The organism is Rhodopseudomonas palustris HaA2, assembly GCF_000013365.1.
Taxonomy (GTDB): Bacteria; Pseudomonadota; Alphaproteobacteria; order Rhizobiales; family Xanthobacteraceae; genus Rhodopseudomonas; species Rhodopseudomonas palustris_J.
This window is the reverse complement of the sequence record NC_007778.1, coordinates 3544504-3560131: the sequence shown is the minus strand read 5'-3', so window position 1 is coordinate 3560131 and position 15628 is coordinate 3544504. Positions and strand designations below refer to the sequence as shown.

Below are 15628 nucleotides of genomic sequence, written 5' to 3'. Positions count from 1 at the left end.
CCCAATTCGCAGATCCTCAAGTCCGTAACGGGAATTGGGGCAGCGGTGGGATCGTCACGAACGTTGCGATGGAGTCAGGCAGCCTACGATTCCGGCGCCGCCGCTCGGTTCCGGCGAAGTCGGTGCCGGGGCAGGTTGAAAGGCGCATTCGCTTTATGGTTGCAGAGCGGACGCCTAACGCCATGTCGACCTTGATCAAGCGCGGAAGAAATTGGACTGCCACGGCGCGCCTGCCGGATACTTTTCAGGGGCCGGCAGCCTCGAAATCGATCAGCAAAACGTTCCAAAAGAAAGATGCCGCAAAGCTCTGGCTGAGTTCGACAGAGACGGCCATGAAGCTTGGCAACTGGCGTGATCCTCGGCTCGAACTCAAGGCCTATGGACCGCTGGGGTGGCCTGAGAAGCGCTTTGCGGAGGCGCTGGATGACTACCGGATCAAGGTGACGCCCGAAAAGAAGGGTGCATCTCAGGAAGTTGCAATGCTTCAGATGTTGGCCCGGGAGGAATTCGCCCAAAAGCGCATCCGGGATCTGATGGTTTCCGACTTTGCTGACTTCCGCGATGCGCGCGACAAGGCAGGGAAGTCAGCGTCAACGATCAGGAACAACCTCAACACGATTTCGGCCGTCTACGAATGGCTGATTCACGAAAAGGCCGTCGACATCGCCAATCCGATCGCTTCGCTTCGGAAGCGCCGACGCGGCGTGCCGCAGCCCACGGGGCACCGTGAACGGCGGCTCCTGGACGGGGAGGAAGAGGCCATTGCGCAGGCAATTGAAGAGCTTCCCGTTGATCCGACGCGTCGGCAATGGCGCGCCCTTTTCCCACTTCTCCTCGACACCGGAATGCGGCTTGGAGAGGCAATCTCTATCGAATGCGCATGGATTCGTCGGGATTATGGATTTGTTTTCATTCCTGACTCAAAGAACGGCAGCGTGCGGCACGTCGCGCTGTCGGACCGCGCTTACGCCGGTTTGCTCGAGCTGACAGACGGAGAGCCCGCCGACAGCAAGGTCTTCCGGTTCACGCCGTGGGTCGCCAAAGATGCCTGGCGGAATGAGATCAGGGTCAGGGCAGGGTGTCAGGACTTGAGAATTCACGATCTCCGGCATGAAGCGTTGTCGAGGATGGCAGCGAGGGGAGCTGAGCTGAAAACACTGATGCGGCAAAGCGGCCACAAGACGGTGGCAGTGCTCATGAGGTATTTGAATCCGACGCCTGCTGAGCAGAGGGCGCGGTTGTTTCCGGCCAAACAGAATGTCGAACTGGGACAATGATTGCGGGCGAACAATCATTGGGCGCAAGTCCAAATCACGGGTGATTTCGTGAAAAAGGCGAAGGGACTCGAGTAAGTGCGCCATTGTAAATCGAAGTGCCGTTCCTTGCCGTCGTCACCAATATTCCCGCCCAGCGCATGTTCGATGATGTCTGTTGCTGCGGAGACGATCGTGAAGGCTCTTGAGTCGGTTAGTGATGAGGAAGACATAGTGAGGTTGCGGAGGTCAGGCTCATAACCTGAAGGTCATAGGTTAAAATCCCTCTCCCGCTAGCACATTCCCCGTAAATTCCCGAAATTGCAGGCCTTGGCTGATCTATATTGCGCCAGAGGGATGTATCATTGATACATCAGTACACGTTTTTCCGCAACCTCCGAGGAGCGGCAGGCCTAGCTGGCGGTCGTGGCGTTTGTCGGCTCGGTGGCCGGCTTGGGGACCGCCCTGCGGATGAAGTTCTGCAGCGGCTTGGACGGTGCGGTCGGCTCAGCCCTTGCGTCGGCTTGCTTGCGCGGCCGGCCGCGCTGTCGCTGCTGCGAGCGCTCCTTGTCCGCAGCGGCTTGCAGTTGCTTGATGAAGGCGCTGTCTTTGACCTGTTGATCGAGATGCTCGATCAGCGCCTCTACGTCGAACCGATCTCTCAGCACATCGCTCCAATCCCGGGTCGCCACTGCGGCCGCGACATCGCGTGGCAGCGCTTGTTTGGCGCTGTCGAGTTGCTGCTGCAGCGTGGCCACAGCTTCCTTGTAGTCTGGCATGACGAGATCCTTTCCTGCTCCGTACGCGGGCGGGCTGCCCGCACAGGAAATGTCGGGTCTCGGGCTGCATGAATCAACACTTGCGACTTGCTGACTGCCGAGTGAGCGTTGGTCGATGCATCGACCAACGTCAGGAGATGGGGGCATGGCTGAGCGACCTTCACGCAGTATTCAAACAATGGCCACGTAAGAGGCTGAGGCGAGGTCATTTGTTCGGCGCCATTGCGCTGATATCGGTCTGGACGGGGCTGGCGTGCCGTACGAAGTCCAGCTCGCCGCAGCCGTCGCGGCTTCGTTGAGAGCCACGACCGGTGGTCCCCGGTCCACATCCGTCGTCTTGCTGCAGCTCTCTTGCAGGAGATCGAGCGCCTGATTGCATGCGAGCTACTCTCCGAACAGGCGGCTTGGTACGCCGGCATCGGTGAAGCCGGCGACATCGTCCGCGCTCGCGACCTCAGCCAAGGCTTTGGCCGCTTCGTCCGCTCGCTGGTCGGACTCGACCGCACCGCCGTCAACGAAGCTTTCGGCGATTTCCTCAACAGCGGCACCGCATCGGCCGCGCAAATCGAGTTCATCAACATGGTCGTCGAACGCCTGACCGACCAGGGCATCATGGACCCGGCGCTGCTCTACGAGGCCCCGTTCACCGACGTCGCGCCGACCGGACCGGACGATCTGTTCGGGGAGGAGCGGGTGACGACGCTGTTTTCGAAGATCGAGATGTTGAACGAGAGCGCGGTGGCGTAATCGCCCTTGCTGCAGCCATTCTTTGATAGCGGATGCTATTCAGGCCTCGCTCGACCACAAAAGAGGTGGTACAGCGCCGAGCCGTGCTACAGCTTCCTCGCGATCGCGCAAGGCAAGATCGCCAATCCGATCGTGTTACTCGACGAACTTGAAAAGGCCGCGACCCGCTCGGACTACGGTCGGCTCTGGGATTCGCTGCTCGGCTTCCTCGAGCCGGAAACCGCCGCCCGCTACCCCGATCCCGCGCTTCAGACCACGCTGGACCTGTCCATGGTCAGCTATATCGCCACCGCGAACTCGCTGGATCCGTTGCCGTCGCCGATCCGCGACAGGTTCAGGGTGGTCCACTTCCCCAAGCCGCGCACCTCAGATCTCGACGCGTTGCTGCCGGCCGTCGTTGCCGACATCGCCGCCGAGCGCGGTCTCGACGCGCGTTGGATTGCGCCGCTCGGCCAGGATGACATCGAGGCGGCCCGACGGCAGTGGCGCGGTGGGTCGGTCAGGAGGCTGCGGCGTGTCATTGAGGCGATCATTAATGCAAGGGAGAGTGGGACGGTGAGGCAGTTTGGCAATGCGCCTCCCCACCAGGAAGCGGGGATCGACGACAGGGCTCTCACGACGGTGCCATCGCCGAAGAAAGTCATGCTCTTCGACGTGATAACGAGAACGTTCTGTTCTCCGGGACCTCCGTATTCAGGCATCAGGAAATCGACCGCGGCGCTGGAAGCGGGAGCCACAGTTTCGATGAGCCGGAGCGGTCCGACCATGCGTCCATTCGCAACAGCGCGACGCGCCTCCTGCTCGATCTCCTCGCTTATCCCCTGTGCCGCCCGGTCAGCGTCCCGAATGGAACGAATGTCGCTCGGGCTCGCCCCGAACTCGCGCAAAGCGGCAGCGTGCCCCTTGTCATTGGCGACGACCATGTCGCGCCAGCGCGTCCAGTTCACAGGGTGAGTGTTCTGGATGAGACGATAGATTTGCTCGACTGATCGAGCTCGCAGAGCGGACGAAGACAGTTGGCCATGCAAAGCGCAACAAGTTTGCTAATTGCACAAGGGTGTCATCGCGCTCGACAACTGCCATAAATTTGGAATGGGCGCCGCGTAAGACATCGTTAGATCACGCAGTCAGGCCGCCGTCCATGATCAGTTCGGTGCCGGTCATGAAATTCGAGTCGTCGCTGGCCAGAAACAGAACGCCCCCGGCGATGTCGATCGGGCGGGCCATGCGGTTGACCGGATAACGGCTGGTCCACATCCGCTCGGCTTCTTCGAGGTCGGCGCAGGCGCCGGATGCGACGCTGCCCTCGAACAGCACGGTCGAGGACGCGCCCTCGGTCAGTCCCGGATGAATCGTATTGACGCGGATGCGATATCCGGCCCTGGCGAATTCCAGCGCCGCGCTCTTGCTGAAGTAACGAAGGCCGCCCTTGGTCGCTGCGTAGCACGACAGATTCGCCGTGCCGACGATGCCGGAGATCGAACTGACATTGACGATCGAGCCGCCGAACGGTGTCTGGAGCGCGGTCGTTTTCATCAGCGGCAGGACCGCTTTGGTCCCCACGAACGGGCCTTCCAGGTTGATCCGCATCAGCATGCGCCAATCGTCGACCGTGGTGTCTTCGACGGATTTGGAGACCGCAAGACCGGCATTGTTGACGAGGATGTCGAGGCGGCCGGTGCTTCGTTCGATGTCCGCGACGACGGCCTGCCAGCGATCGGCGTCGCAGACATCGAGCATTGCGGAGCGTGCTTTGCCGCCGCGTGCGCTGATTTCGGCGGTCTGAGTTTCTGCACGCGCGAGATCCTTGTCGGCGAGATACACCAGCGCGCCAGCATCCGCGAGCCGGCTCGCGATGGCTGCGCCGATGCCGCGTCCCGCCCCGGTGACGAGAGCGACTCGTCCGTCCAGCGAAATATCCATCCCCATCCTACCTGACAAGTCCTGCGTGCATCATCGCTCGGCAAGCCGCCGCACAATTGAGCAGGCTATGCAGGACGAATGTGCACTGACTAGTTAGTTAATATTGACATTAATTGGCGATGGAGTGACATTTTGCAAATGTTTTGTCGAGGGAGGGATGTTGATGCCGATGGATCCTACGCGCCGCGGCTTTTTGACGCTTGCTGCAGGTGCGACGATGGCCGCGCCCGGCATTCTTCGCGCACAGACGCTGCGCCCGGTAACGTGTCTGACCGACTGGTTGCATCAGGGGCCGAATTGCGGTTTCGCAGTCGCGAAAGAAAAGGGCTTCTACGCCGAGGCGGGTCTCGACGTCGCGCTGAGTCAAGGCAAGGGCTCGGGCGGAACCGCGCAGATCGTGGCGAACAAGGCGTCGATGTTCGGCTTCGCGGACGGATTTGTCGTCGGTAATAGCGTCTCCAAGGGCATGCGCCTGACGATGGTCGGCGCGGTGTTCCGTCGCACGCCGACGGCCGTGATCGTGCTCGACGAATCCTCGATCCAACAGCCGAAAGATCTGATCGGCAAGACCATCGGCATTCCGACCGGCTCCGCACAATTTCAGCAATGGCCGGCCTTCGTCAACGGCGCGGGGCTGCAGCTGTCACAGATCAAGGTCATCAATGTCGATGCTGCGGGCGCAGTGCCGGCGCTGATCTCGGGAAAGGTCAACGCAATCGCCGGCTTCGCCCAAGGCTGGGTTCCGAGCATCGAGATCCGCGGCAACAAGAAGGCGCGAACGTTCTGGTACGCCGATCACGGCGTCAACGCGGTGAGTAACGGCATTATCGTCCATCGGGACACGCTGTCCGACAAGCCGCTGGTCGCCGCCTTCGTCCGGGCGACCTTGAAGGGCTTTCTGTATGGCCGTCAGAATCCCGACGAGACGGCGCAGATCATCAAGAAGTATCAGGAAGCCAGCGATCCGGCGATCACCAAGCGGGAAGCCGAACTGTCCTGGCGGACCTGGGTGACGCCGACGACGAAAGACAAGCCGCTGGGATGGATTGCGCCGGAGGATTGGAAGGCGACGGTGGAGACGCTCAAGGCCTATGGCGGGGTGACCATCGATCTCGATCCGTCGCAGCTCTACACCAACGAGTTCGTGCCGACGGAGCCCGAATTCGTGCCCCCCCAGAACGCCTGACGGAGACGGGTTTCGTGAACATCGCTGTCGCACCGCCACCGCACACCACTCCCTATCTCGAGGTCGACAACCTCAGCAAAGTCTATGCAAGCGACGACGGCCCGGTACGGGCGCTCGATCGGGTCTCGCTGCAGCAACGTCGCGGCGAGTTCGTCTCGATCGTGGGGCCGAGCGGCTGCGGCAAAAGCACCTTGCTGATGATCGCCGCCGGTCTCGCGTCGCGTTCGGAGGGGCGGGTGCTGGTCGACGACAAGCTGGTCGATGGGCCGCGCACCGACCTCGGCATCGTGTTTCAGAACCACGTGCTGCTGGAATGGCGGACCGCGCTGCAGAACGTGATGTTGCAGGCGGTCGCGCGCAAGATGGACATGAAGGTCGCGGAGAAGCGCGCGCGGGAGCTGCTCGCCGCCGTCGGCCTCGGCGGCTTCGAGAACAAATATCCGGGCTCGCTGTCGGGGGGCATGAAGCAGCGCGTTTCGATCTGCCGCGCGCTGATCCACGATCCGCCGCATCTGTTGATGGACGAGCCGTTCGGCGCGCTCGACTCGCTGACCCGCGATCAACTTGTGCTCGACCTGCAGCGGATCTGCAGCGAGCGCTCGACGGCGGTGCTGTTCATCACCCACAGCATCGCCGAAGCGGTGTTTCTGTCGGATCGCGTCGTGGTGATGACGCCGCGCCCGGGAAAGATCGACCGCATCATCGATATCGACCTGCCGCGGCCGCGAACCCTCGCGATGCGGGAATCCGCCGAATTCGCGCGCTACAGCCACGAGATTCTCAAGGTGTTTCTCGCGCGCGGCGTCATCAAGGAGTAGGGGCATGGTCGACATGGCGACTGGGGGCCGCACGCTCTCCATCGAGCAGATCGAGCAGCGCGTTCAGGAACAGACGCGGGCCAGGCGCAAGCGTGACCGCCGCGCCGAGTTGATCTACCCGGTCCTGACCGGGGTTTCGCTGCTGGTGTTCTGGGAGGTCGCGACGCGGGTGTTCGGCGTCCCGGTCTATCTGTTTCCGCCGCCGAGCGTCGTGCTGCAGGCCACGATCGCGAACTGGGATCTGCTGTTGCGCGAAAGCTGGATCACCTCGGTCGAGATTTTGGCCGGCTACGCGGTCAGCATCATCGTCGGCATTCCGCTGGCCTTCGCGATCTTTCGCTGGCCGGTGTTCTCCAAGTCGATCTATCCGCTCCTGATCTCGTCGCAGGCGATGCCGAAGGTCGCGGTGGCGCCGCTGTTCGTGATCTGGTTCGGCTTTGGCCTAGTGCCGAAGGTGCTGATCGCGTTCCTGATCGCGTTCTTCCCGATCGTGATCAACACCGTGATGGGCCTGGCCGCGATCGAGCGCGAGAAGATCTATCTGGCGCAGTCGATGGGGCTGTCGTCGTTCGACACCTTCCGGCTGATCCGGCTGCCGAACGCGCTGCCGTCGATCTTCGCCGGGTTGAAGATCTCGATCACGCTGGCGGTGGTCGGCGCAGTGGTCGGTGAATTCGTCGGCGGCGACGGCGGCCTCGGCTATCAACTGATGGTCGCCAACGGCAGCATGAACACGCCCCTGTTGTTCGCCGGACTGGTGGCGCTGACGGTGCTCGGGGTGTTCTTCTTCTGGATCGTCGAAGTCGTCGAGCGCCTGTGCATGCCGCATCAGGAGAAGATCTCGCCGCCGACCGTGTGATCCCGAACCCGGAGATGTGGAAGAGCGAGCCGATCACGAGCCCCGCTTGCATATCGGCTCTGGTTCCGGCTCGATTTCGGCGCTAATGCTACACGCTTCCTACTCCGCATCTGAAAGTTTGCCGCATGGCCAATGCCTCGACCTCCGCTCGGACGACCAAGGTCCGTAAATCCGCGGTATCTGCCGCGCCGGCCAAGGCCTCTCGCGCGCGCGTGAAGCCGGTCAACGGCGCCGGTCATGGCCAGATCGCGACCCGGCAGCGCATTCTCGACGTCGCCACCAAGGAATTCTCGGCGAAGGGCTATGACGGCGCGCGGGTCGACGACATCATGCGCATCGCGCAGGTCAGCAAGAATCTCATCTATCATTATTTCGGCAGCAAAGAAGGGCTGTTCATCGCGGTGCTCGAGGCTGCCTATGAGGGCATGCATGCCTATCAGACGGCGTGGCCGCTGGACGTCGCGTCGCCGATCGACGGCGTCCGCAAGCTGGTGCAGTCGACCTTCAAATACTGGCACGGTTCACCCGAGTTCATCGGTCTTCTGAATTCCGAGAACTTCCACAAGGGGCGTCACCTGCGCAAATCGAAGCTGACCAAGGCCGGCTATTCGGGGCTGATGGCGAATATCGGCGAGTTGCTGAAGCAGGGCGAGCGCTCCGGCGACTTCCGCCGCAACGTCGATCCGGTCGAACTCTACATCTCGATCTCGGCGCTGGCCTACCACTTCCTCTCCAATCGCTACACGCTCGCCTATCTGCTGGATCGCAAATTGTCGACCGAAGAAGACATGAAGGTGCGCACCGCGCATATCGAGGACCTAATTCTCAGCTATCTCCGCTACGGCGCGCCGAACACCGCGGGTCGGAAGTAACAACCGCGTAGGTCGTCGCCAAAACGTCTTGACTAACTGGTCAGTATCTTGAATGTTTCGCGGCGGGTGAGTGGACCGGCGGTCGTGCCGGTCGATGCCCTCGCATTCCGGAGCCCTGCTTGCCGTCGTCCACAGCGCTTCTTCGCAATCTCGCCGACAAGACCGATCCGCGGCATGCGGCGCTGCTGGTGATCGACGTGCAGAACCATTTCGCCGCGCCCGGCGGTTTCTTCGACCGGATCGGCGCCGACCTCGGCGTCGTGCAGCGGGAGCGGGTCCCCAATCTGTTGCGGCTGATCTACGCCGCGCGCCGGGCCGGCGTTCTGGTGATCTTCGTCCAGGCGATCTACGATCCCGAGCATCTGTCGGATGCGATGCGCGAACGCAACGCGCGGATCGGCAGCGAGTTGCCGCGCTGCCGCAGCGGCACATGGGGCGCCGAGTTCTACCGCGTCGCACCGGAGCCGGGCGAGCCGGTCGTGATCAAGCATCGCTACAGCGCGATGGTCGGGCCGCAATTGCCCGAGCTGTTGCGCGATCGCGGCATCCGGAGCCTGCTGCTCACGGGCATCGCGACCGACACGTGTGTCGAATCCGCCGGGCGCGACGCGTATTTCCGCGACTACTACGTGACGCTGGTCGGCGATTGCTGCGGCGCCGCCAGCGACGAGGATCATCGCGGTGCGCTGAAGCGGTTCCATCGCGACTACGGAGCGGTGGTCGATGCCGACGACGTGATCGCCACCTGGCAAGGCGTCGGGGCGACCGCTGCCGTGGCGAATTCGGCCTTATGAATCTGTATCGTGACCTTCTCGCGCCCGGCCTGTTCCGGATGTCGCCGGATCGCAGCCACGCGATGGCGCATGCGGCGCTGCGCCGCGCCGTGCCGTGGCGACTGCTCGCCGCGGCTGCCACGCTGCGCGTCGACGACCCGCGTCTGGTCACGCGTTTTGCCGGCGTCGAGCTGCCCAATCCGGTCGGTCTCGCCGCGGGATTCGACAAGGATGCCGAACTGATCGCGGCGCTGTCCTGCCTCGGCTTCGGATTCGTCTGCGTCGGCTCCATCATGCCGGAGCCGCGGGTCGGCAATCCATTCCCGCGGCTGGTGCGACGCCGCGGCACCGAGTCGATCGCCGACTCGATGGGCGTGCCGAGCAAGGGCAGGGCGTACGCGACCGAGCGATTGCGCCGTCTCGGCCCTCGTGCCGTGCCGGTGATCGCCAATATCGGCGGCTTCTCGGCGGACACGATCGCGGCCGGCGTGATCGAAGTGGCGCCGCACGTCGATCTGGTTGAGCTCAGCCTGATGTGTCCCAACGTGCTGGCCGACGGCGAAGTGTTCGACGAGATCGGCATGCTGCGCGGCGTGCTCGCGCGGCTCGACGGCCGCGCCGGATCGATCGTTGTGCGCGTGCCCAACGATACGACGCGGCTGCATGATCGGTTCGCGGAACTCATCGAGGTGTGTATTGCGGCCGGTGTCGGCGGCATCAAGGTCGGAGGTGGACGGCGGATCGCCGAGCCGGGGCTCGGCACTGGCGCCGGCACTCTGCACGGACGCGAGATCTTCGACACGGCGCTGATGAATGTCGAGCGGGCCGCCGGCTTTGCGCGTGGCCGTCTGGCGATCAAAGGCAATGGCGGCATCAGCTCCGCCGCCGATGTGTTGGCGATGCGCCGCGCCGGCGCAAGCTGCGTCGATCTGTATTCGGCCTTCATCTATCAGGGATGGACGATCGCGCGCGACATCAATCGTGCGCTGGCTCCGATGTGGGGAGCCGCGCAAGTCGCGGCGGGTTCGCCGGCAGGCGAACCAAAACGGCAAGGTTGCGCATGATCGTTGAGAAGAACGTCGTCATTCCGGTCAGCGACGGACATTGGCTCCGTGCCAATATCTATCGTCCCGCCCAGGACGGTCCGTATCCGGTGCTGATGTCGCTCGGCATCTACGGCAAGGACATCCACTTCGCCGACGGCTACGAACTGCCGTGGAAGAAGTTGCAGACGCTCAATCCCGCGATCATCGACGACGGATCGAGCGGACGCTATTTGCGCTGGGAAATGATCGACCCCGAGCGCTGGGTGCCGGACGGCTATGTGGTGATCGCGGTCGATGGCCGCGGCAGCGGACAGTCGCCCGGCTATCTCGACCCGTTCTCGCCGCGCGAGACGCAGGACTATTACGACGCGATCGAATGGGCCGCGACGCAGCCGTGGTCGTGCGGCAAGGTCGGCCTGATCGGTATTTCGTATCTGTCGATCAAGCAGTGGCAGGTTGCCGCGCTGCAGCCGCCCCATCTCGCGGCGATCTGCCCGTGGGAGGGCGGTAGCGACCTGTATCGCGACTGGAGTCACCACGGCGGCATCTTCAGCAATTCGTTCCCGACCGCGTGGTGGCCACGCCAGGTGCTGCCCAATCAGCACGGCAACGCGGCGACGCACCATCGCGATCGCGACACCGGCAAGACCACCACCGGCGCGGCGCTGAGCGACTATCTGCTGCGCGCCAACCGCGCCGATCATGCCGGCGATCTGTTGCAGCATCCGCTCGACGATGCCTGGTTCCGGCAGCGTTCGCCGGATCTCGGCCGCGTTCAGGTGCCGCTGTTCTCCGCCGGCAATTGGGGGGGCTGCGGCCTGCATTTGCGCGGCAACGTCGAAGGCTTCTGTCGCGCCGGCTCGGGGTTGAAATGGCTCGATATGCATATTGGCACGCATTTCGAGAGCTTCTATCTGCCGGCCTATATCGACCGCCAGAAGCGGTTTTTCGCGTATTTTCTCAAGGGTGAGGCTAACGGTTGGGATGGCGAGCCGACGATCCGGCTGGAGATCCGCAGCCCCGACGGCGCGGTTGCGCGAAACGAGGCGGAGTGGCCGCTGGCGCGCACCGACTGGCAGCTGCACTATCTCGACGCAGCGGCGCAGAGCTTGTCGATCGATTCGCCGGCCGCGGCAGCATCGAGCACCTTCGTCGCGATGGGCGACGGCGTCACCTTCCTCACGCGGCCGTTCGATCAGGCCACTGAGTTCACGGGGCCGGTGACGGCGCGGCTGTGGATCGCGTCGTCGACGCCGGACGCGGACATCTTCGCGACGCTGCGGCTGTTTCGGCCGGACGGCCGCGAAGTGGTGTTCGCCGGCGCCAGCGACACCGAGCCGGTGGCGCGCGGCTGGCTGCGCGCGTCGCATCGCAAGCTCGATCCGGCGATGTCAACGCCGGTGCGGCCGTATCACAGCCACGACGAGATCCAGAAGCTCGAGCCGGGCCAGCCGTATCTGCTCGACGTCGAGATCTGGCCGACCAGCATCGTTTGCCCGCCGGGCTATCGGTTGGCGCTGACGCTGCAGGGGCGGGACTACGAGGCGCCCGGCGTCTCCGGCCGCATCCTGCACAATCACGAACGCGATCGCCCGCGCACCGAGTTCGACGGCCGCACCACGATCCTCACGGGACCCGGCCACGTGTCCTATCTGCTGCTGCCGCACATCCCGTCGCAGTCCGGAGCCACGCCATGAAGATGCCGCCGTTCGACTATGCGTGCCCGGCGACGCTGGACGAGGCGGTGCGGCTGCTCGCCGCCAACGACGGCGCCAAGGTGCTGTCCGGCGGCCAGAGCCTGCTGCCGCTGCTGGCGTTCCGGATGGCGTATCCGCCGCTCTTGGTCGACATCCAGAAGTTGCCTGGCCTTGAAACCATCGACGTGACGGCCAATGGCCTGCGCGTCGGGGCGCGCGTTCGCTGGTGCCAGATCGAACAGGATGCGCGGCTCGCGACCGCGCATCCGCTGTTCCAGGCGATGATCGATCACGTCGCGCACTACCAGATCCGCAACCGCGGCACCGTCGGCGGCAGTCTGGCGCATGCCGATCCCTCCGCCGAGATGCCCGGCGTGGCGCTGGTCTGCGATTGCGAGATCGTCGCGATCGGACAGGCCGGCACGCGCGTGATCGAGGCCGCCGACTTCTTCGTCGCGGCGCTGGAGACGGCGCTCGCGTCGGACGAGATCATCACCGAGGTCCGGTTCCCGCGGTGGCAGCCGGGGCGACGCTGGGCGTTTCATGAATTTGCCCGGCGCAAGGGCGATTTCGCCATGGCCGGCGTTGCGGTGTTCTTCGATCTCGACGGCGACGGCCGGATCGTCGATCCGCATGTCGGGGTGATCGGCGCCGGCGAAACGCCGCTGCGGCTCACCGCTGTGGAACAGCTACTTGCTGGCTGCAAGCTCGACGATGGCCTGATCGCGCGCGCGAAAACGCTGGCGTCGGATTCGGTGGCGCCGTCGTCCGACATCCATGCGTCCGGCGACTATCGCAAATCCCTGGTCGGGACGCTGACTGCGCGTGCGCTGCGCGACGCCGGCGCGCGTAAAGGAGAGCTTCGTTGAAAACGCGGGTTGAATTCGAGCTGAACGGCGCGCCGGTCGCCGCCGAAATCGAGCCGAGGCTGACGCTCGGCGACTGCATCCGCCACGAACTCGGCAAGACCGGGACGCATATCGGCTGCGAGCACGGCGTCTGCGGCGCCTGCACCATCATCATCGACGGCGAAGCGGTGCGGTCGTGCTTGACACTCGGCGTGCAGGTCGCTGGCAAATCGGTGATGACGATCGAAGGCCTTGCCGACGGCGACAATCTCGGACCGTTACAGGCCTCGTTCCAGAAGCACCACGGCCTGCAATGCGGCTTCTGCACGCCGGGCTTTCTGATGACCGCGCATGCGCTGCTGACGCGCGAGCCCGACGCCGATGAAGAGCGCATCCGCGATGTGCTGTCCGGCAATGTCTGCCGCTGCACCGGCTATCTGTCGATTGTGAAAGCCGTGATGGAAGCGCGACCGGCCTATCAGCGTGAGCAGGGAGTGGGGGCGTGAACGAGCGCGTGCCGCTGGTTGGACAGCCGATCGAGCGTGTCGAGGATCCAAAGCTGCTGCGCGGACTCGGCAGCTTCGTCGACGACGTGCATCGCGACGGCATGCTGCATGCCGCGATTCTGCGCAGCTCGGTCGCGCACGGCGTGATCCGGCGCATCGACGTCACCGCGGCGCGGGCGATGCCGGGCGTGCATGCGGTCTATACCGCCGAGGATATCGGCGCGGTGCCGCGGATTCCGGTGCGGCTGTTTCCCAACGAGGCGATGGAGCCGTTCCGGCAGCCGGTGATCGCCGACGGCAAGGTCCGCTTCGTCGGCGAGCCGATGGCGATCGTGATCGCCGACACACCGGCGCTGGCGGAGGACGCGCTCGAATTGATCGAGGCGGATATCGACCCCCTGCCGGCGGTCACGAGGTTCGAGGACGAGGTCGCGCACGACGCGCTGCTGTTCGAGGCACACGGCTCCAACCGGGTGTTCGACTACGAGGTCAGCCGCGGCGAGATCGACGATACCTTCGAGACCGCGCCCTACACCCGCCGCGAGCGGCTGTACGTGCACCGCCATACCGGTATCACGATGGAGACGCGTGGCGTGGTGTCCGAATGGGACGCCGCCGCAGGCCGGATGACGTCGTGGGGCGCCACCAAGGTCCCGTTCGCCAACCGCAAGATTCTGGCCGGGATGCTCGATCTGCCCGAAGAGCAGGTGGTGATGATCGAGGGTAATGCCGGCGGCAGCTTCGGCGTGCGCGGCGAATTCTTCCCGGAGGATTTCCTGGTCCCGTTCGCCGCGCGCAAAATCGGCAGGCCGGTCAAATGGATCGAGGACCGCCGGGAGCATTTGCTCGCGGTGACCCATTCGCGCGACGTCGCCGCCGACCTCGAAATCGCCTGCAATCGCGACGGCCGCATTCTCGCGATCCGCGCCCGGATGCAGATGAACATCGGCGCGTATTTCCGCACCTCGACAACGATCGCGCCGCGCAATGTCGGGCAGTTCATGCCCGGCGCCTATCGCGTGCCGCGCTATCGCGCCGACGTCGCGGTGATCGCGTCGAACAAATCGCCGGCCGGCACCTATCGCGGTCCGGGGCGATTCGAGTCGGATTTCTTCCGCGAGCGAATGTTCGATCTCACCGCCGATGACCTCGGCATCGATCGCGTCGAATTCCGCCGCCGCAATCTGCTAACGCCGGAGGAACTGCCGCTGGCGTTTCCGGCGATTGCTCCGAACCCGGTCGTCACCGAACTCGACAGCGGTGCCTATGAAAAGGTGCTCGATCTCTGCCTCGCCAAAGCGGGCTGGGCCGACAAGCAGCATCTGCAGGGGAAGCTCGTCGACGGCCGCTATCACGGCCTCGCGGTCGGCTGTTTCGTCGAGGGCGGCGCCGCCGGTCCGCGCGAAAGTGCGCGCATGGTGCTGGAAAGCGACGGCACGATCTCGCTCTATGTCGGCTCTTCGGCGGTCGGGCAGGGCGTCGAGACCATCCTGATGCAGATCGCCGCCGATGCGATGGACCTGCCGCTCAAGGCGATCCGCGTCTTTCACGGCTCGACGACTTATGTGAAGGAAGGCTGGGGATCCTATCACTCGCGTTCCACGGTGATGGGCGGCAACGCCGTGCTGCTCGCCGCAGCGGAGATCAAGGCACAGCTGCTGACGGCCGGCGCCGGCCTGCTGCAATGCGCCGAGCAGGAGGTCAGCTATCAGGCCGGGCGCGTCGCCGCGCAGCACGGCGGGTCGGTCGGGCTGAAGGAACTGGCGGCGAAGGGCATCGCCTTCGAGGCGACGTTTCACAACACCAAGCACACCTACACCTATGGCAGCCACGTCGCGCATGTCGCGGTCGATGCCGAGACCGGACATATCGAGATCGTCGACTACGTCGCCATCGAGGATGCCGGCCGCATCATCAATCCGCTGACGCTGCACGGCCAGGCGATCGGCTCGATCGTGCAGGGGCTCGGCGGCACGCTGCTCGAGCACTTCGTGTACGACGACGAGGGGCAGATGCTGTCGGGCTCGCTGGCCGACTATCTGGTTCCGCTCGCGACCGACTATCCCAACATCCGCTCGTCGTCGATCGAGATGTGTCCGTCGCCGAACCATCCGCTTGGTGCCAAGGGCGCCGGCGAAGGCGGGACGATTCCGGTCGGCGGGATTCTGGCGAATGCGGTCGCGGCGGCGCTGCGCGATTTTGACGTGCAGCCGAAGGCGCTGCCGCTATCTCCGGACCGGATCTGGCGGCTTGTGCAAGCTGCCGCAGCGCGCCCTGCTTAGCGAGGCGGCTAGCCGGATACTTCCGCTCTGCGGGGCCCG

15 protein-coding genes are annotated in these 15628 nt (G+C 64.2%); 13 read left to right on the top strand and 2 right to left on the bottom strand.

Features of this window, described 5'->3' with window-relative positions; all coding sequences use genetic code 11:
* Positions 1–68 precede the first annotated feature (68 nt).
* The gene (locus RPB_RS15755; protein ID WP_245258239.1) at positions 69–1277 is read left to right on the top strand and encodes a site-specific integrase; all 1209 of its coding nucleotides are present in this window, start codon (positions 69–71) and stop codon (positions 1275–1277) included.
* A gap of 389 nt (positions 1278–1666) precedes the next feature.
* Here RPB_RS15755 and RPB_RS15750 read toward each other — a convergent pair whose 3' ends face one another.
* On the bottom strand, positions 1667–2032 hold the full coding sequence (locus RPB_RS15750) for a DNA-binding protein (RefSeq protein ID WP_011442004.1): 366 nt from the start codon (positions 2030–2032) through the stop codon (positions 1667–1669).
* Positions 2033–2359: 327 nt separating this feature from the next.
* Here RPB_RS15750 and RPB_RS15745 point away from each other — a divergent pair, with 327 nt between their 5' ends.
* On the top strand, positions 2360–2779 hold the full coding sequence (locus RPB_RS15745) for a type I restriction-modification enzyme R subunit C-terminal domain-containing protein (RefSeq protein ID WP_080507793.1): 420 nt from the start codon (positions 2360–2362) through the stop codon (positions 2777–2779).
* Between the two features lie 6 nt (positions 2780–2785).
* A complete protein-coding gene (locus RPB_RS25235; protein WP_349644110.1) occupies positions 2786–3733 on the top strand; it encodes an AAA family ATPase in 948 nt (315 codons plus the stop codon).
* Positions 3734–3898: 165 nt separating this feature from the next.
* On the opposite strand, the gene RPB_RS15735 is transcribed toward RPB_RS25235, so the two are convergent.
* On the bottom strand, positions 3899–4702 hold the full coding sequence (locus RPB_RS15735; protein WP_011442003.1) for an SDR family NAD(P)-dependent oxidoreductase: 804 nt from the start codon (positions 4700–4702) through the stop codon (positions 3899–3901).
* A gap of 163 nt (positions 4703–4865) precedes the next feature.
* Here RPB_RS15735 and RPB_RS15730 point away from each other — a divergent pair, with 163 nt between their 5' ends.
* The 10 genes from RPB_RS15730 to RPB_RS15685 all read left to right on the top strand — a co-directional run bounded on the left by RPB_RS15730 (position 4866) and on the right by RPB_RS15685 (position 15589).
* Positions 4866–5888: an ABC transporter substrate-binding protein gene (locus RPB_RS15730; RefSeq protein ID WP_011442002.1), complete on the top strand. Its 1023-nt coding sequence runs from the start codon at positions 4866–4868 to the stop codon at positions 5886–5888.
* Between the two features lie 14 nt (positions 5889–5902).
* Positions 5903–6706, top strand: coding sequence for an ABC transporter ATP-binding protein (locus RPB_RS15725; protein ID WP_011442001.1), 804 nt, complete (start codon positions 5903–5905; stop codon positions 6704–6706).
* 4 nt (positions 6707–6710) lie between these two features.
* Positions 6711–7565: an ABC transporter permease gene (locus tag RPB_RS15720; protein ID WP_011442000.1), complete on the top strand. Its 855-nt coding sequence runs from the start codon at positions 6711–6713 to the stop codon at positions 7563–7565.
* A gap of 125 nt (positions 7566–7690) precedes the next feature.
* Entirely contained in the window at positions 7691–8437 is a 747-nt protein-coding gene (locus tag RPB_RS15715) for a TetR/AcrR family transcriptional regulator (protein ID WP_011441999.1), read from the top strand.
* A gap of 119 nt (positions 8438–8556) precedes the next feature.
* Positions 8557–9231 (top strand): cysteine hydrolase family protein, encoded by a 675-nt coding sequence (locus RPB_RS15710; protein ID WP_011441998.1) that lies wholly within the window; start codon positions 8557–8559, stop codon positions 9229–9231.
* A complete protein-coding gene (locus RPB_RS15705; protein WP_011441997.1) occupies positions 9228–10274 on the top strand; it encodes a dihydroorotate oxidase in 1047 nt (348 codons plus the stop codon). Before RPB_RS15710 ends, RPB_RS15705 begins: the two co-directional genes overlap by 4 nt.
* Positions 10271–11953 carry a CocE/NonD family hydrolase gene (locus RPB_RS15700; RefSeq protein WP_011441996.1) on the top strand — a complete coding sequence of 561 codons (1683 nt, stop codon included), beginning with the start codon at positions 10271–10273 and terminating at the stop codon, positions 11951–11953. Before RPB_RS15705 ends, RPB_RS15700 begins: the two co-directional genes overlap by 4 nt.
* A complete protein-coding gene (locus tag RPB_RS15695) occupies positions 11950–12822 on the top strand; it encodes an FAD binding domain-containing protein (protein ID WP_011441995.1) in 873 nt (290 codons plus the stop codon). Before RPB_RS15700 ends, RPB_RS15695 begins: the two co-directional genes overlap by 4 nt.
* Positions 12819–13307: a (2Fe-2S)-binding protein gene (locus RPB_RS15690; protein ID WP_011441994.1), complete on the top strand. Its 489-nt coding sequence runs from the start codon at positions 12819–12821 to the stop codon at positions 13305–13307. Before RPB_RS15695 ends, RPB_RS15690 begins: the two co-directional genes overlap by 4 nt.
* Positions 13304–15589, top strand: coding sequence for a xanthine dehydrogenase family protein molybdopterin-binding subunit (locus RPB_RS15685; protein ID WP_011441993.1), 2286 nt, complete (start codon positions 13304–13306; stop codon positions 15587–15589). The genes RPB_RS15690 and RPB_RS15685 overlap by 4 nt, the downstream gene beginning before the upstream one ends.
* The last annotated feature ends 39 nt before the right edge of the window (positions 15590–15628 follow it).